The sequence below is a fragment of the Enterobacter sp. 01-M-02-SI-ECC genome (genome assembly GCF_047530595.1).
Classification (GTDB): Bacteria; Pseudomonadota; Gammaproteobacteria; order Enterobacterales; family Enterobacteriaceae; genus Enterobacter; species Enterobacter cloacae_M.
Window position 1 is genome coordinate 181,347 of the sequence record NZ_JBLKCZ010000009.1, and the last position, 16,580, is coordinate 197,926.

Sequence of the window (16,580 nt, forward strand, 5' to 3'; positions counted from 1 at the left end):
TTGCCATGCCGTGGATCCAACTAAAACTGAACACAACCGGCGCGAACGCCGAAGAGCTGAGCGATGCGCTGATGGAGGCCGGGTCGGTCTCTATCACCTTCCAGGACACGCATGACACGCCGGTCTTTGAGCCGCTGCCGGGCGAAACCCGCCTGTGGGGTGATACCGACGTTATTGGCCTGTTTGATGCCGAAACCGATATGAAAGAGGTTGTCGCGATTCTGGAGAATCATCCTCTGCTGGGCGCGGGTTTCGTGCATAAAATCGAACAGCTGGAAGACAAAGACTGGGAACGCGAGTGGATGGATAACTTCCACCCGATGCAGTTCGGCAAACGTCTGTGGATCTGCCCAAGCTGGCGCGACGTCCCGGACGAGAATGCGGTCAACGTGATGCTCGACCCGGGTCTGGCGTTTGGTACCGGCACTCACCCCACCACGTCCCTGTGCCTGCAGTGGCTGGATGGTCTCGATCTGGACGGTAAGACCGTGATCGACTTCGGCTGTGGATCCGGGATCCTCGCGATTGCAGCCCTGAAGCTGGGCGCGGCAAAAGCCATCGGGATCGATATCGATCCGCAGGCGATTCAGGCCAGCCGCGATAATGCCGAGCGTAACGGCGTCTCCGATCGTCTGGAGCTGTATCTGCCGGATGGTCAGCCAGAAGCCATGAAAGCCGATGTGGTGGTCGCAAACATTCTGGCGGGCCCGCTGCGTGAACTGGCTCCGTTAATCAGCGTGCTGCCCGTTGAGGGCGGTCTGCTGGGGCTTTCCGGTATCCTGGCGAGCCAGGCCGACAGCGTGTGTGAAGCCTACGCCGATCTCTTTGCCCTTGATCCGGTAGTGGAAAAAGAAGAGTGGTGCCGCATCACCGGTCGTAAAAAATAAGAATCTGGCGTGGTCATCTGACCACGCCTCTCCCCCTCTGATAATCCTCTCTCCCCCGTTCATTCTTCGGTAAAATAACCCTACAAACCATGTTGATTTGTATTACAAAAATTCACCGGAAGAATATGATGACACAGGTTACAGGCAAGGCAGCGCTGCTGGCGCTGAGCATGATCTCGGCTTCAGCATTCGCATCACACTGGAGCTATGAAGGGGAAGGTTCACCGCAACACTGGGGCGAGCTGGACGAGGCATATAAGACCTGTCAAAGCGGAATGAACCAGTCCCCTATTAATATTGATTCGACCGCTATCGCCCATCTCTCCCCGCTACAAACCCACTACGTTGATGGCCCTGTTACGCTGACGAACAATGGTCATACCATTCAGGCAGGTGAACAGGCGAACACCCGCGATACTCTTACTCTCGATAAGCAAACCTGGACGTTACAGCAGTTCCATTTCCACGCGCCGAGCGAAAACACCGTACATGGCAAGAGATACGCGATGGAAATGCATCTGGTTCATAAAAATGCCAGTGGGGAACTGACGGTGGTGGCGGTCATGTTTGATAAAGGAACCGCAAACCCGGAGCTAGAAAAACTGTGGCGCGTTATGCCTCAGCAGGCCGAGCAGAACGTCTCCATCAAACAGGATCTCAACCTGAACAAACTGCTGCCAAAAAATAAAACGTACTGGCGCTTTAGTGGTTCACTGACCACTCCACCGTGTTCAGAAGGCGTTACCTGGATTGTACTTAAACAGTCCCTGACGGTTTCTGCAGAACAGCTGGCCAGATTCACCCAGACAATGCATCACGATAATAACCGTCCGGTACAGTCGCTGCATGGGCGCGTCGTGGTCGAATAACACGCATTTTTCGCATGACGATCATGTTCTAAAATGCGACGCAGATCGCAAAGAAGAAGGGAAATCTGCTGCTAAAAACAGCAGATTATCCCGCTTCAGCGACGCATTTATTCAGAAATGATGAGAAGTTACGGGAAATTGTAAGCGCCCATAAAATAACCATTATCATATAACTTAATGATTTAAATCATGAATAATTTTTAACGGGAAGATTGGGTGGCGATTCCTTGATCTACAACAGTGGATTGTTCAAAGTTTGGCCTTTCATCTCGTGCAAAAAATGCGTAATATACGCCGCCTTGCAGTCACAGTATGGTCATTTCTTAACTCATGCGCATCGGACACCACCAGCTTAGAAATCGCCTGATCGCAGCCCCAATGGCAGGTATTACAGACCGGCCGTTCAGGACGCTGTGCTATGAGATGGGAGCCGGTTTAACCGTATCCGAGATGATGTCGTCTAACCCGCAGGTTTGGGAAAGCGATAAATCCCGCCTTCGGATGGTGCACGTTGATGAACCAGGTATTCGCACCGTGCAAATTGCCGGAAGCGTGCCTGAAGAGATGGCAGATGCCGCGCGGATTAACGTGGAAAGTGGTGCCCAGATTATTGATATCAATATGGGGTGCCCGGCCAAAAAGGTGAATCGCAAGCTTGCAGGTTCAGCCCTTCTGCAATACCCCGACCAGGTGAAAGCTATCCTGACGGCGGTTGTCAGCGCGGTGGACGTTCCTGTTACGTTGAAGATTCGCACGGGTTGGTCGCCGGAACACCGTAACTGTGTAGAGATTGCCCAACTGGCCGAAGACTGTGGCATTCAGGCCCTGACCATCCATGGACGCACTCGCGCCTGTTTGTTCAACGGTGAAGCTGAATACGACAGCATTCGGGCAGTTAAGCAGAAAGTTTCCATTCCGATTATCGCGAATGGCGACATAACTGACCCGCTTAAAGCCAGGGCTGTACTCGACTATACGGGAGCTGATGCTCTGATGATAGGACGTGCAGCTCAGGGAAGACCCTGGATCTTCCGGGAAATCCAGCATTATCTGGACACTGGGGAGCTGCTTGCCCCGCTGCCTCTGGCAGAGGTTAAGCGCTTGCTTTGTTCGCATGTTCGGGAACTGCATGACCACTACGGTCAGGCAAAAGGGTACCGAATTGCGCGTAAACACGTCTCCTGGTATCTCCAGGAGCACGCTCCAGATGACCAGTTTCGGCGCACATTCAACGCCATAGAGGATGCCAGCGTACAGCTGGAGGCGTTGGAGGCATACTTCGAAAATCTTGCGTAATGAAATAAAGAGCTGACAGAACTATGTTCGAACAACGCGTAAATTCTGACGTACTGACCGTTTCTACCGTTAACTCTCAGGACCAGGTAACTCAAAAGCCCCTGCGTGACTCGGTTAAACAGGCACTGAAGAACTATTTTGCTCAACTGAATGGTCAGGATGTTAATGATCTGTATGAGCTGGTATTGGCTGAAGTTGAACAGCCACTGTTGGACATGGTGATGCAATACACCCGCGGTAACCAAACCCGCGCTGCGCTGATGATGGGTATCAACCGTGGTACTCTGCGTAAGAAACTGAAAAAATACGGCATGAACTGATACTAATCAGTTAAATGCTTGTTTAAAAAGGCGCTCTTCGGCATGGGGAAGCGCCTTTTTTATTACCTGCGCTTCTCCGTCAACGCATTGTAAACCTTCGCCTCTCCCGCTTTTCAACCACGGTTTTTCGTGTATATTTCCCCCACCTTACTGGCGATCTTCTCGCGGAATGACACAATGATTCGTAAATACTGGTGGCTGGTTGTCTTTGCAATCTCCGTTCTCATTTTCGATACACTCCTGATGCAGTGGATTGAACTGATGAGCACCGAAACCGATAAGTGTCGCAATATGAACTCCGTTAATCCGCTGAAACTCGTGAACTGCTCAGAGCTCGACTAACCGCCCGATTGCGCAAACCACCCCGTTATTACCCACTAAAAACGGGGATTTAAATCCCTTTGAGCCATTACCTGACGGTGATAATGTCTCGCCCTTCTCAACCGCTCTAGCGTAACCCCACACTCGAGTAGAACCGTCCATGCTGGTCAGCCAATACAACCCTATCCTTGTCGTCCTCTCCTTTGTTGTTGCCATTCTTGCTGCGTATACCGCGCTGAACATGGCTGCACGCGTCGCCGGGAGTGAAGGTGTCGCTGCCCGCGTCTGGCTGGCTGGCGGCGGTATTGCTATGGGCATCGGCGTGTGGGCCATGCATTTTATCGGCATGCTGGCGATGGACCTCTCCATGAGCATGAGCTACAACGCCACCCTGACGGTGTTATCCATGGTCATCGCCGTGGGTTCGTCGCTGTTTGCGCTATGGCTCGTGAGCTGCGAGCAACTACGCCTGCGCCGACTGCTGCCCGGCGCGCTGGTGATGGGGAGCGGTATTGTTGCTATGCATTACACCGGCATGGCGGCGCTGGAAGTGATGCCCGGGATTATCTGGGACAAGATGTGGGTGGCCATTTCGGTCGTGATTGCGCTTGCCGCTTCGCTCGCGGCATTATGGCTCACCTTCCGCCTGCGTCGCGAAGCCGCGCAGGTCGTGCTGATGCGCATGGGTGCCGCCATCACGATGGGAATTGCCATTGCCGGCATGCACTATGCCGGGATGAAAGCGGCGCAGTTTCCGATGTCCACAATGGTTCACCATGAGGGTATCAACGGGAGCTGGCTGGCGGTGCTCGTCAGCGTCGTCGCGCTCTCTATTCTTGGGATCACCCTGCTGGTGTCGATGCTGGATGCCCGCCTTCAGGCTCGTACCGCCCTTCTGGCCTCGTCGCTGGCAGAAGCTAACCGGGAACTCGCTCAACTGGCGCTACACGATACCCTGACGCGCCTGCCCAACCGTATCCTGCTGGAAGACAGACTCGATCAGGCCATCAGCAAAGCCGATCGTGAAGGCAACCACTTTGCCCTGATGTTCATGGATCTTGACGGCTTTAAAGCCATCAATGACGCCTACGGCCATGATGTCGGTGACAGGCTGCTGGTCGCCGTTACGCAGCGTCTGCTGCTTCTCCTGAAAGGCCAGTTCACCCTTGCACGTATCGGCGGTGATGAATTTGTTCTGCTGGCAGAGGGAGAAGGTCCGGACGACGCGGCATCGCTGGCGAACTCGCTGGTGCGCGCGATCGATAGCCCGTTCAATCTCAGCCCCTATGAACTGGTCGTGACCCTCAGCATTGGCATCGCGCTATATCCTCACGACGGCAAAACCGAGCGTGAGCTGATGTTTAACGCCGACGCGGCGATGTATCACACGAAGCATATGGGCCGTAACGGTTACCACTTTTTCCAGCCCTCCATGAACACCCTGGCGCAGACCCATCTCCAGTTAATGAACGATCTGTGGATGGCAATCGATCGCAATGAGCTGCGCCTGCTGTATCAGCCAAAATTTCATGCCCCGGCGGGCCCGGTCCTCGGATTCGAGGCGTTATTGCGCTGGCAGCATCCTAAGCAGGGGTTACTGACGCCGGACCTCTTTCTGCCGCTGGCGGAAAAAACGGGGCTGATCGTCCCGATTGGCAACTGGGTGATTAATGAAGCCTGTCGCCAGCTGCGGGAATGGCATCTTCAGGGACATCAAAGCTGGTCAATGGCGGTAAACCTGTCGACACTGCAGTTTGAACAACCTTCGCTGGTTAAAACGGTTCTCGACTGCCTGGCACTTCACCAGGTGCCACCGGAAATGTTGATCCTCGAAGTGACGGAAACCACGGCGATGAGCAACCCGGATGAGAGCGTACGCGTGCTGACAGAGCTGACCAATGCGGGGGTAAAGGCCTCCATTGATGATTTTGGCACCGGATATTCGAGCCTGCTGTACCTCAAGCGCTTACCGGCCTGCGAATTGAAAATCGACAGGGCGTTTGTGAAAGAGCTCAGCGGCGAGAGCGAGGATGCCACTATTGTCTCAGCAATTGTGGCCCTCGCTAAAACACTTAACCTGAAAGTCGTGGCTGAAGGTGTGGAAACCGAAGCGCAGCAAGCCTTTTTAACCGAGCTTGGCTGTAACACCCTTCAGGGTTATCTGTTAGGTAAACCCGTCAGCGCGCAGGCCATAGAGGCGCTTTGTGCCCGAGGGGAAATGTTACCTGGCGCTGAGCAGTAAGCACCCTCATCTGGCGACACGCGAATAACCGGGAGTGTCGCCAGTATGCTATCGACCAGAGCGGGAGCCTGCTGATAAAGATTAAAACTGTCGTTATTCATTAACCAGTTTTTGATTATTCCGCTAAAAAAACCGTGGAATACAATCAAGGTGAGATCAACATTCACCTGTGGCGAAATGATGTTTCGCGAAATACAGGTCTCCAGCGTGGCGCGTAGCGTGTCATCGTTGAATCCGATACGTTTTCTGATTTCACGCTCAGAAATCATATCACTGCTAAATTCACACTTATGATACAGAATTTGTAAAAGCGCACATTGCCGGGGTTCATGAGCAATATATTGCAGCGCGGTAATAAATTGCTCACGAAGTTTTAACAATGGATCGTCACTATCGGAAAGCGAAAGCCTGTCGTGAATAATGTCGCGAAGCGGTAATTGCTGTTCCCAGATGGCATTAAATATTTCAGATTTACTGGTGAAGTGCCAGTAGATCGCACCGCGCGTCACCTTAGCGGCATCAGCGATATCCGTCAGCGTCGTGCTGGCTACGCCACGCGTGGCAAACTGTCCGATAGCCGCCTCAATCAGCTGCTGCCGGGTTTGTTGAGCCTCTTCTTTCTTTTTACGCGCCATAGGCAACTACTCGTTACTCACAAGGTTTAAAGGTCATATTGCGTTCATGCAAATGTAAGTATTCACTAAAATCCGTTTTAATTTTGCACAAAAAAAGTCACCCCTCTTAATTTATAATTAAGACAAATATATCCAATCAATTAAATTGACGGAATGAATAATTATAAAATATTAAACTCATTTACCTGATTAACATGCCTGACTATATCCCAGGATGAAGCCGGTCTGATTCTTATTTTCTTCTACAAACATGGTCATTCGCACTTATAAATTAAAAAACATTAAATACCCTCATTATTATACGCAGCTACATTTTATTTTTATCCCTCTGCCCCTGCTACCGATTCGCGGCATATATCGGTTAATGGGTATTTAAAGGAACAGTAATGACGAATCATTTCAGACTCTTGCCTTTATCCGGTTTCATTGTCTGCACGGTACTGCTCACTGGATGCGATGGTCAGGAAAATCAACAACAGCATCTGCAGGCGCCTCAGGTCAGCGTGCATATTGTGAAAAGCGCGCCTCTGGCTGTCACCACTGAACTCCCGGGCAGAACAGATGCATTTCGCGTTGCGGAGGTTCGTCCTCAGGTCAGCGGCATTATTCTTCGCCGCAACTTCGCGGAGGGCAGCGATGTAAAAGCGGGCGAGTCACTCTACCAGATCGATCCTGCGACCTATCAGGCGGCCTATGACAGCGCGAAAGGCGAACTGGCGAAGGCTCAGGCGGCAGCCAATATTGCACACCTGACGGTGAAACGTTATCTCCCGCTGGTAGGCACCCGGTATGTCAGTAAGCAGGAGTATGACCAGGCCGTAGCGACGGCTCAGCAGGCAGATGCCAGCGTGGTTGCCGCAAAAGCGGGCGTTGAAAGCGCACGTATCAACCTTGCCTACACCAAAGTGACCTCTCCGGTTGAAGGTCGTATCGGAAAATCCAGCGTGACCGAAGGGGCGCTGGTGACGAACGGGCAAGCCGCAGCGCTGGCAACGGTCCAGCAGCTCGATCCGATTTATGTCGATGTCACCCAGTCCAGTAATGATTTTATGCGCCTGAAACAGACGAGCCTGCAAAAAGGCGATACCGCCAGCAGCGTTGAACTGCTGATGGAGAACGGGCAGCCCTACCCGCTGAAAGGCACATTGCAGTTCTCTGACGTCACGGTTGATGAAAGTACCGGCTCGATCACCCTGCGCGCCATTTTCCGGAACCCTCAGCATCAGCTGTTACCCGGCATGTTCGTTCGCGCACGCATTGATGAAGGCACCCAGCCGGATGCGATTCTGGTACCACAGCAGGGCGTGACCCGCACACCGCGAGGCGATGCAACCGTCCTGGTGGTGAACGATAAAAACCAGGTTGAGCCGCGAACCGTCGTGGCCCCTCAGGCAATTGGCGATCGCTGGATGGTAACGGAAGGGCTGAAAAACGGTGATCGTGTGATTGTCAGCGGGCTACAGAAAGTCAGACCCGGGGTAACCGTCGTCGCCACGCCGGATACCACCACGACGCCAGCCGGTTAAGGGACGACGACATGGCTAATTTCTTTATTCAGAGACCGGTTTTCGCCTGGGTACTTGCCATCATTTTGATGATTGCAGGCGGGCTGGCCATTCTCAAACTTCCCGTCGCACAGTATCCGACCATTGCCCCTCCCGCTGTGGCGATATCCGCGACCTACCCGGGAGCTGACGCTCAAACGGTGCAGGATACCGTGACCCAGGTTATCGAACAGAACATGAACGGTATCGATAAGCTGATGTATATGTCCTCCACCAGCGATTCAGCGGGTAACGTCACCATCACCCTGACCTTCGAGTCAGGAACCGATCCGGACATCGCCCAGGTGCAGGTGCAGAACAAGCTGCAGCTCGCCATGCCGCTGCTGCCGCAAGAGGTACAGCAGCAAGGGATTGGCGTGGAGAAATCCAGCAGCAGCTTCCTGCTGGTCGCCGGCTTTGTTTCAGACAACAAAAATCTCACGCAGAATGACATCTCTGACTATATCGCGTCGAACGTCAAAGATGCCATCAGCCGAACGTCTGGCGTCGGTGACGTTCAGCTGTTTGGCGCCCAGTATGCAATGCGCATCTGGCTCGACAGCAACGCGATGAACAAATACCAGCTGACGCCGCAGGATATTATCAACCAGCTGAAAACGCAGAACGCCCAGATAGCGGCAGGCCAGCTGGGCGGGACGCCGTCCATTCCCGGGCAGCAGCTGAACACCTCGATCATCGCGCAAACCCGCCTGAAAACACCGGAGGAGTTTGGCCGCGTGACGCTTAAGGTGAACCAGGACGGCTCGATGGTTCATTTGAAGGACGTGGCTCGCATTGAGCTGGGTGGCGAAAACTACAATATGGTCACTAAAATCAACGGGCAGGCGGCAACCGGTCTGGGGATTAAGCTGGCAACCGGGGCAAATGCGCTGGACACTGCGGCAGCCATTAAGAGCAAGCTGGCGCAACTGCAGCAGTTCTTCCCGCAGGGGCTGAAAGTGGTCTATCCCTATGACACCACGCCTTTTGTGAAGATCTCCATTCACGAAGTGGTGAAGACCCTGTTTGAAGCAATCATTCTCGTCTTCCTGGTCATGTACCTGTTCCTGCAAAACCTGCGCGCGACCCTCATCCCAACTATCGCGGTGCCGGTCGTTCTGCTGGGTACCTTCGCGGTTCTGGCGGCATTCGGTTTCTCCATCAATACCCTGACGATGTTCGGCATGGTGCTGGCGATAGGTCTGCTGGTCGATGACGCTATCGTGGTCGTTGAGAACGTTGAACGCGTCATGGTCGAGGATAAACTGCCGCCGAAAGAGGCCACGCAGAAGTCGATGGAGCAGATCCAGGGTGCACTGGTCGGGATCGCCATGGTGCTCTCGGCGGTCTTTATTCCGATGGCCTTTTTTGGCGGCTCGACGGGGGCGATCTATAGTCAGTTCTCGCTGACTATCGTTTCCGCTATGGCGTTGTCCGTATTGGTTGCGCTAATCCTGACGCCCGCACTCTGCGCAACGTTGCTTAAGCCCATATCCGGCGACCATCATGAGAAAAAAGGTGGCTTCTTCGGCTGGTTTAATGCGCTCTTCGATAAAAGCGTGGAGCACTACAGCAACAGCGTGAGCAGTATTTTGCGTAAGGCAGGGCGCTATCTGGCGGTGTACGTCATTATCGTCGTAGGGATGGCGGTGCTCTTCCTGCGCTTGCCCACCTCCTTCCTGCCCGAAGAGGATCAGGGGGTGTTTATGACGATGGTTCAACTCCCGGCGGGTGCAACCCAGACACGTACTCAGCAGGTTCTTGATCAGGTTCAGGACTACTATCTGAACAAAGAGAAAGCGAACGTTGATTCTGTCTTTACCGTAAACGGCTTTAGCTTTAGCGGCCAGGGTCAGAACGCCGGCATTGCCTTCGTCAGCCTGAAGCCCTGGGAGGAGCGCCCGGGGGCGGAAAACGGCGTTGAAGCCATTGTGGGTCGCGCGACAAAAGCCTTCAGTCAGATTAAAGATGGCCTCGTGTTCCCTTTTAACCTGCCTGCCATTATTGAGCTGGGTACCGCCACGGGCTTCGATTTTGAGTTGATCGATCAGGCGAACCTGGGGCATAACCAGCTGACGCAGGCGCGTGACCAGCTGCTTAGCATGGTGAAAGAGCACCCTGACCTGCTGGTTCGCGTCCGCCCTAACGGCCTTGAAGATACGCCTCAGTTCAAGCTGGATGTCGACCAGGAGAAAGCGCAGGCGCTGGGCGTGAGTCTTTCTGACGTCAACCAGACGATTTCGACGGCCTTAGGTGGCACCTATGTGAACGACTTTATTGATCGTGGGCGCGTGAAAAAGGTCTACGTACAGGCCGACGCAAAATTCCGTATGTTGCCGGGAGATATTAATAACCTTTACGTGCGCAGCGCGAATGGGGAAATGGTCCCATTCTCCACCTTTAGCAACGCTCACTGGGTCTATGGTTCACCTCGTCTGGAGCGCTATAACGGGATGCCCTCTATGGAGATCCTGGGTGAATCAGCTCAGGGTAAAAGTACCGGTGAGGCCATGGCTATGATGGAAAGTCTCGCGGCAAAACTGCCTTCCGGTATCGGCTATGACTGGACGGGGATGTCTTATCAGGAGCGCCTCTCGGGTAACCAGGCGCCAGCACTGTACGCCATTTCACTGATCGTGGTGTTCCTGTGCCTGGCTGCGCTGTATGAAAGCTGGTCCATTCCGTTCTCCGTCATGCTGGTTGTGCCGCTGGGGGTCATTGGGGCTCTTCTCGCAGCGTCGCTGCGCGGGTTAAACAACGACGTCTATTTCCAGGTCGGTCTGCTGACGACGATTGGTTTATCGGCTAAAAACGCCATCCTGATCGTCGAATTTGCTAAAGACCTGATGGATAAAGAAGGCAAAGGCATTATTGAAGCCACGCTGGAAGCTTCCAGGATGCGCCTTCGACCGATCCTTATGACATCCCTGGCCTTTATTCTTGGCGTCATGCCGCTGGTGATCAGCACCGGGGCCGGGAGCGGGGCGCAAAACGCCGTCGGTACGGGCGTTATGGGGGGAATGCTTTCCGCAACCCTTCTGGCGATTTTCTTCGTGCCTGTTTTCTTTGTGGTTGTTCGGCGACGGTTTACTCACCATAAAGGTTAATGTTTCCCTGAAAAGGCACCTCTGGTGCCTTTTTATTTTTAACATAAACAATGAATTAGGCTTTACATAAAGGCAGCATTAAAAATATGATGATTTGCATTAAGTAAAAACAGTCTCTTGCAACTCCATAATTCCTCCATTAATGCCTCCTTAAACCGACTTTTCTCCACGATTTTTACAAACTACATAATTTGAGATTATTCCTCGTGTAACGAGGACTTACCCCGGTGGTAAAATAACCTCCAGTTCGTTAATAGCCCTCCTGGCTTAATAGCGGATGAGAAATAATACTGAGGTAACATCATGAAAAGATTCATTTCCGTTGCACTTCTCGCTGCGCTGCTTGCTGGTTGCGCGCACGACTCTCCATGTGTACCGGTTTACGACGACCAGGGCCGACTGGTTCATACCAATACCTGTATGAAAGGCACCACCCAGGATAACTGGGAGACTGCGGGTGCTATCGCCGGCGGTGCTGCCGCAGTAGCGGGTCTGACGCTGGGTATTGTTGCCCTGACCAAGTAAAATCTGTTGAGAAAGCGCGGCTCTGGCCGCGCTTTTGCTTTTAATGAGTGCAGTATTTTCAAATAAGTAAAAAAATAGCCCCGTATTTATTCACGTAATTAATCTAAGCCTGAAGTCAGTCACAGCTTTTTTGCATACTCATTCAAATTACTTATTCTATCGTGATGATTTTCACACATTAATATTATTGAATACCCTGCCAATATTCACGCTAAAAACTATCTCTTCTTTTTCCAGACCCGACTCGCAACTTTTGCTCCAATTTGTGGCACAGGTTGTAATTTCGCACCGTTTCGGGGCGCTCGTTTTATTTAAGCCTGTCTACACTCAGCATTAAGCGTTCACTCGTCTCTTATTTTGTCGAACGCAAAACTGGCATTACGTTTGCTTTATAAACGTTGGCCAAAGCCACAGACAGGTAAAGCGTTTAAAAACGCCTCTATAACGATAAATTACGCCACACAGGATGCATTATGAAAAAGACGATGATAGCCAGCCTGGCCGCTGCAGGTATGTTGTTTGCCGTAGCCGGTCAAGCCCATGCGGGAACGACACTGGATGCCGTTAAAAAGAAAGGTTTTGTTCAATGTGGTATCAGTGACGGTTTGCCTGGCTTCTCTTATGCCGATGCGAACGGCAAATTTACCGGTATTGATGTGGACGTCTGCCGTGGCGTTGCAGCCGCCGTTTTTGGCGATGACAGCAAAGTAAAATACACCCCGCTGACGGCGAAAGAACGCTTTACGGCGCTGCAGTCCGGCGAGGTCGACATGCTCTCCCGTAACACCACCTGGACCTCCTCCCGTGATGCAGGCATGGGGATGTCATTTACGGGCGTGACCTATTATGACGGCATCGGCTTCCTGACCCACAATAAAGCCGGCCTGAAAAGCGCTAAGGAACTGGATGGCGCCACCGTTTGTATCCAGGCGGGCACCGATACCGAGCTGAACGTCGCGGATTATTTCAAAGCAAACAACATGAAATACACCCCGGTGACATTCGACCGCTCGGATGAATCGGCCAAAGCGCTGGAATCCGGCCGTTGCGACACGCTGGCCTCTGACCAGTCACAGCTGTATGCCTTACGCATTAAGCTGAGCAATCCGGCAGAGTGGATTGTCCTGCCTGAAGTGATCTCCAAAGAGCCTCTCGGCCCCGTCGTTCGTCGCGGCGATGAAGACTGGTTCTCTATCGTTCGCTGGACGCTGTTTGCCATGCTGAACGCAGAAGAGATGGGCATCAATTCCAAAAACGTTGATGAAAAAGCCGCTAAGCCATCCAACCCGGATATGGCACACCTGCTCGGTAAAGAAGGTGATTTCGGCAAGGATCTGAAGCTGGATAACAAGTGGGCTTACAACATCATCAAACAGGTGGGCAACTACTCTGAGATCTTTGAACGCAACGTGGGATCGGAAAGCCCGCTGAAGATCAAACGCGGCCAGAACAATCTCTGGAACAACGGCGGTATTCAGTACGCACCACCAGTACGTTAAGTCATAGCTGTAACGGGCACTGCTCCGGCAGTGCCCACTCCAGAGTCATGGTTACTGAGGTTTCTTTATGTCCCATCGCCGCTCAGCCGTAAAAGGATCGCTATCCTTTTCTCATCCCGCGGTCCGCGCCTGGCTATTCCAGATTATTGCTATTGTTGCGGTTGTTCTCATCGCCGTGTATCTCATCCATAACACCATCACCAACCTGAATAACCGTGGCATTACCTCCGGTTTCGCGTTTTTAGACCGCAGCGCGGGGTTTGGTATTGTTCAGCACCTTATTGATTATCAGGAAGGTGACACGTACGGACGCGTGTTCGTGGTCGGTTTACTGAATACGCTGTTGGTATCGGCGCTTTGTATCGTTTTCGCGTCGGTACTGGGCTTCTTTATTGGCCTGGCGCGTCTTTCTGAAAACTGGCTCCTGCGGAAACTGTCGACCGTTTATATCGAGACGTTCCGCAATATCCCCCCGCTCCTGCAGATCTTCTTTTGGTATTTCGCCGTACTGCGTAACCTTCCCGGTCCCCGCCAGGCCGTCGACGCGTTTGAGCTGTTTTTCCTGAGTAACCGTGGATTGTCCATTCCTTCTCCTCAGCCGGGTGAAGGGCTGTACGCTTTTATCGGCGCGATTGTGATAGCGCTTGCGCTCTCTGCGGGGGTATTCCGTTTTAACCGCAAGCATCAGATCAAAACCGGTCAGCTTCGTAGAACCTGGCCCACGGCAGCTGTCCTGATCGTTAGCCTGCCGCTAATGGCACACTGGCTGTTTGGGGCCGCTTTGCACTGGGATATTCCACATCTGCGGGGCTTTAACTTTCAGGGCGGGATGGTATTAATTCCCGAGCTGGCAGCCCTGACGCTGGCGCTGTCGATTTATACGTCCGCCTTTATCGCAGAGATTATCCGTGCAGGGATCCAGGCAGTTCCTTATGGGCAGCACGAGGCGGCGCGCTCGCTGGGATTACCCCATACCGTGACGCTTCGCCAGGTCATTATTCCGCAGGCTTTACGGGTCATCATTCCCCCCCTGACCAGCCAGTATCTCAATATTGTCAAAAACTCGTCTCTGGCCGCTGCCATTGGTTACCCGGATATGGTGTCGCTCTTCGCCGGAACCGTGCTTAACCAGACCGGACAAGCCATTGAAACCATCGCCATCACCATGTCTGTCTATCTCATCATCAGCCTGGTAATTTCACTGCTGATGAACCTCTATAACCGTCGTATAGCACTGGTCGAGCGCTAAGGATTTATGATGACAAAAGCGATACTGTCGCACTCCTCGCGCCCTGCCAACTCGACAGGTGGACGTTTTATTCTCTGGGCGCGCAAGAATCTGTTCTCCAGCTGGAGTAACAGCCTGCTGACGATTGTCTGCCTGTGGCTCATGTGGGAGTTGATTCCTCCCCTGCTGAACTGGGCGTTTTTACAGGCCAACTGGGTCGGTTCAACCCGGGCAGACTGTACAAAAGCCGGCGCCTGCTGGGTGTTTATCCATGAACGCTTCGGTCAGTTCATGTATGGGTTGTATCCGCATGAACAGCGCTGGCGGATTAATCTGGCGCTGGTTATCGGTCTGCTCTCTGTCGCAGTCATGTTCTGGAAAAAGCTGCCTCACCGTGGACGCTATATTGCCGTCTGGGCGGTGGTTTATCCGATTATTGTCTGGGTGCTGCTGTATGGCGGTTTTCTGGGGCTGGAACGCGTTGAAACACGCCAGTGGGGCGGGCTGACGCTGACGTTGATTATCGCATCAGTGGGGATAGCCGGTGCTCTGCCGTGGGGGATTTTACTGGCCCTGGGACGGCGTTCAAAAATGCCGATCGTCCGCGTGCTCTCCGTTATCTTCATTGAGTTCTGGCGTGGCGTCCCGCTTATCACCGTCCTGTTCATGTCGTCGGTCATGCTGCCGCTGTTTATGGCAGAGGGAACAACCATCGACAAGCTGATCCGTGCCCTGGTGGGGGTGATTCTCTTCCAGTCCGCCTATGTCGCTGAAGTTGTGCGAGGTGGTTTGCAGGCGTTGCCTAAAGGCCAGTACGAAGCGGCGGAATCACTGGCTCTCGGTTACTGGAAAACGCAGGGACTGGTCATTCTTCCACAAGCACTCAAGCTGGTCATTCCGGGTCTGGTCAACACGATCATTGCCCTCTTCAAGGATACCAGTCTGGTGATCATCATCGGATTGTTCGATCTCTTTAGCAGTGTGCAACAGGCAACCGTTGACCCTGTCTGGCTGGGTATGTCCACCGAAGGATATGTCTTTGCTGCCCTGATCTACTGGATCTTTTGTTTTAGCATGTCGCGCTACAGCCAGCATCTGGAAAAGCGCTTTAACACCGGGCGTACACCGCACTGAGGAAATTATGAGCCAAATAACTATGACACCCGCCGACGCGATGATTACGCTGGAAAATGTGAATAAATGGTACGGACAATTTCATGTCCTGAGGGACATTAATCTTAAGGTAAAGCAGGGAGAACGCATCGTCCTTTGCGGCCCTTCGGGCTCCGGAAAATCCACAACCATTCGCTGTATTAATCATCTTGAAGAACATCAGCAAGGACGCATTGTGGTTGATGGTATCGAGCTGAATGAAGATATCCGCAATATCGAACGCGTACGTCAGGAAGTAGGAATGGTATTTCAACACTTTAATCTGTTTCCGCACCTGACCGTTCTGCAGAACTGTACGCTTGCGCCGATTTGGGTACGAAAGATGCCGAAAAAGGAAGCGGAGGCGTTGGCAATGCACTACCTGGAACGCGTACGTATCGCAGAGCATGCCAATAAATTCCCTGGCCAGATATCGGGTGGCCAACAGCAGCGTGTGGCTATCGCCCGTTCGCTGTGTATGAAGCCGAAAATTATGCTGTTTGATGAACCGACATCTGCCCTGGATCCGGAAATGGTGAAAGAGGTTCTGGACACCATGATTGGGCTGGCTCAATCCGGCATGACCATGCTGTGTGTGACGCATGAGATGGGGTTTGCGCGAACCGTGGCCGACCGGGTGATCTTTATGGACCGCGGTGAGATTGTTGAACAGGCGCCGCCGGATGAGTTCTTTGCGCATCCGAAGTCAGAACGTACGCGAGCATTCCTGTCGCAGGTGATTCATTAATCTGCTGTTTTTGCCCGGTGGCGCTGCGCTTACCGGGCCTACCGTTTTCACGAGAATCATAACGCAAAAAGGCCATCCTTTCGGATGGCCTCTTCACTTGTTTGATGTCTGGCAGTTCCCTACTCTCACATGGGGAGACCCCACACTACCATCGGCGCTACGGCGTTTCACTTCTGAGTTCGGCATGGGGTCAGGTGGGACCACCGC

Annotated in this window: 14 protein-coding genes and 1 rRNA gene; 13 read left to right on the forward strand and 2 right to left on the reverse strand. The window is 52.9% G+C overall.

The genetic code is table 11. The annotated features are described in order from the left end of the window. The first annotated feature begins 5 nt into the window (after positions 1-5). The 6 genes from prmA to ACMWLG_RS14235 all read left to right on the forward strand — a co-directional run bounded on the left by prmA (position 6) and on the right by ACMWLG_RS14235 (position 5,935). Entirely contained in the window at positions 6-887 is an 882-nt protein-coding gene (gene prmA, locus ACMWLG_RS14210; RefSeq protein ID WP_023309407.1) for a 50S ribosomal protein L11 methyltransferase, read from the forward strand. A 128-nt stretch (positions 888-1,015) separates the two neighbouring features. Beyond that, positions 1,016-1,756, forward strand: a complete 741-nt coding sequence (locus tag ACMWLG_RS14215; protein WP_045404804.1) for a carbonic anhydrase — start codon at positions 1,016-1,018, stop codon at positions 1,754-1,756. Positions 1,757-2,086: 330 nt separating this feature from the next. After that, positions 2,087-3,052, forward strand: coding sequence for a tRNA dihydrouridine synthase DusB (dusB, locus tag ACMWLG_RS14220; protein ID WP_023309409.1), 966 nt, complete (start codon positions 2,087-2,089; stop codon positions 3,050-3,052). 23 nt (positions 3,053-3,075) lie between these two features. Beyond that, complete coding sequence (gene fis, locus ACMWLG_RS14225) at positions 3,076-3,372, forward strand: DNA-binding transcriptional regulator Fis (protein ID WP_000462905.1); 297 nt, start codon at positions 3,076-3,078, stop codon at positions 3,370-3,372. Positions 3,373-3,549: 177 nt separating this feature from the next. Further along, positions 3,550-3,714 carry a DUF2556 family protein gene (locus ACMWLG_RS14230; protein WP_023309432.1) on the forward strand — a complete coding sequence of 55 codons (165 nt, stop codon included), beginning with the start codon at positions 3,550-3,552 and terminating at the stop codon, positions 3,712-3,714. Positions 3,715-3,853: 139 nt separating this feature from the next. Then, a complete protein-coding gene (locus tag ACMWLG_RS14235; RefSeq protein ID WP_229218378.1) occupies positions 3,854-5,935 on the forward strand; it encodes a putative bifunctional diguanylate cyclase/phosphodiesterase in 2,082 nt (693 codons plus the stop codon). Here ACMWLG_RS14235 and envR read toward each other — a convergent pair. Continuing rightward, entirely contained in the window at positions 5,851-6,570 is a 720-nt protein-coding gene (envR, locus tag ACMWLG_RS14240) for an acrEF/envCD operon transcriptional regulator (RefSeq protein ID WP_047063977.1), read from the reverse strand. The two genes, ACMWLG_RS14235 and envR, sit on opposite strands and share 85 nt — an antisense overlap. A gap of 386 nt (positions 6,571-6,956) precedes the next feature. Here envR and ACMWLG_RS14245 point away from each other — a divergent pair, with 386 nt between their 5' ends. The 7 genes from ACMWLG_RS14245 to ACMWLG_RS14275 all read left to right on the forward strand — a co-directional run bounded on the left by ACMWLG_RS14245 (position 6,957) and on the right by ACMWLG_RS14275 (position 16,373). Beyond that, positions 6,957-8,096 (forward strand): efflux RND transporter periplasmic adaptor subunit, encoded by a 1,140-nt coding sequence (locus tag ACMWLG_RS14245; RefSeq protein ID WP_414762994.1) that lies wholly within the window; start codon positions 6,957-6,959, stop codon positions 8,094-8,096. Positions 8,097-8,107: 11 nt separating this feature from the next. Then, the gene (locus tag ACMWLG_RS14250) at positions 8,108-11,221 is read left to right on the forward strand and encodes an efflux RND transporter permease subunit (RefSeq protein WP_045404797.1); all 3,114 of its coding nucleotides are present in this window, start codon (positions 8,108-8,110) and stop codon (positions 11,219-11,221) included. Positions 11,222-11,524: 303 nt separating this feature from the next. Beyond that, entirely contained in the window at positions 11,525-11,746 is a 222-nt protein-coding gene (locus ACMWLG_RS14255; RefSeq protein WP_008502867.1) for a lipoprotein, read from the forward strand. A 473-nt stretch (positions 11,747-12,219) separates the two neighbouring features. After that, positions 12,220-13,245: an amino acid ABC transporter substrate-binding protein gene (locus ACMWLG_RS14260; protein WP_023333654.1), complete on the forward strand. Its 1,026-nt coding sequence runs from the start codon at positions 12,220-12,222 to the stop codon at positions 13,243-13,245. A 67-nt stretch (positions 13,246-13,312) separates the two neighbouring features. After that, a complete protein-coding gene (locus ACMWLG_RS14265; protein ID WP_045404795.1) occupies positions 13,313-14,494 on the forward strand; it encodes an amino acid ABC transporter permease in 1,182 nt (393 codons plus the stop codon). A 9-nt stretch (positions 14,495-14,503) separates the two neighbouring features. Then, a complete protein-coding gene (locus tag ACMWLG_RS14270; protein ID WP_023309439.1) occupies positions 14,504-15,607 on the forward strand; it encodes an amino acid ABC transporter permease in 1,104 nt (367 codons plus the stop codon). A 7-nt stretch (positions 15,608-15,614) separates the two neighbouring features. After that, entirely contained in the window at positions 15,615-16,373 is a 759-nt protein-coding gene (locus ACMWLG_RS14275) for an amino acid ABC transporter ATP-binding protein (protein WP_023309440.1), read from the forward strand. A 106-nt stretch (positions 16,374-16,479) separates the two neighbouring features. Here the strand turns inward: ACMWLG_RS14275 and rrf are convergent. Further along, positions 16,480-16,580: ribosomal RNA gene (gene rrf, locus ACMWLG_RS14280) — 5S ribosomal RNA — on the reverse strand; the annotation flags it as partial.

Coding starts and splice junctions, on each gene's coding strand:
- ACMWLG_RS14260 (WP_023333654.1), top strand. CDS start 12,220: ATGAAAAAGACGATGATAGCCAGCCTGGCCGCTGCAGGTATGTTGTTT.
- ACMWLG_RS14275 (WP_023309440.1), top strand. CDS start 15,615: ATGAGCCAAATAACTATGACACCCGCCGACGCGATGATTACGCTGGAA.
- ACMWLG_RS14255 (WP_008502867.1), top strand. CDS start 11,525: ATGAAAAGATTCATTTCCGTTGCACTTCTCGCTGCGCTGCTTGCTGGT.
- ACMWLG_RS14245 (WP_414762994.1), top strand. CDS start 6,957: ATGACGAATCATTTCAGACTCTTGCCTTTATCCGGTTTCATTGTCTGC.
- prmA (WP_023309407.1), top strand. CDS start 6: ATGCCGTGGATCCAACTAAAACTGAACACAACCGGCGCGAACGCCGAA.
- envR (WP_047063977.1), bottom strand. CDS start 6,570: ATGGCGCGTAAAAAGAAAGAAGAGGCTCAACAAACCCGGCAGCAGCTG.
- ACMWLG_RS14265 (WP_045404795.1), top strand. CDS start 13,313: ATGTCCCATCGCCGCTCAGCCGTAAAAGGATCGCTATCCTTTTCTCAT.
- ACMWLG_RS14235 (WP_229218378.1), top strand. CDS start 3,854: ATGCTGGTCAGCCAATACAACCCTATCCTTGTCGTCCTCTCCTTTGTT.
- dusB (WP_023309409.1), top strand. CDS start 2,087: ATGCGCATCGGACACCACCAGCTTAGAAATCGCCTGATCGCAGCCCCA.
- ACMWLG_RS14270 (WP_023309439.1), top strand. CDS start 14,504: ATGACAAAAGCGATACTGTCGCACTCCTCGCGCCCTGCCAACTCGACA.
- ACMWLG_RS14250 (WP_045404797.1), top strand. CDS start 8,108: ATGGCTAATTTCTTTATTCAGAGACCGGTTTTCGCCTGGGTACTTGCC.
- ACMWLG_RS14215 (WP_045404804.1), top strand. CDS start 1,016: ATGACACAGGTTACAGGCAAGGCAGCGCTGCTGGCGCTGAGCATGATC.
- fis (WP_000462905.1), top strand. CDS start 3,076: ATGTTCGAACAACGCGTAAATTCTGACGTACTGACCGTTTCTACCGTT.
- ACMWLG_RS14230 (WP_023309432.1), top strand. CDS start 3,550: ATGATTCGTAAATACTGGTGGCTGGTTGTCTTTGCAATCTCCGTTCTC.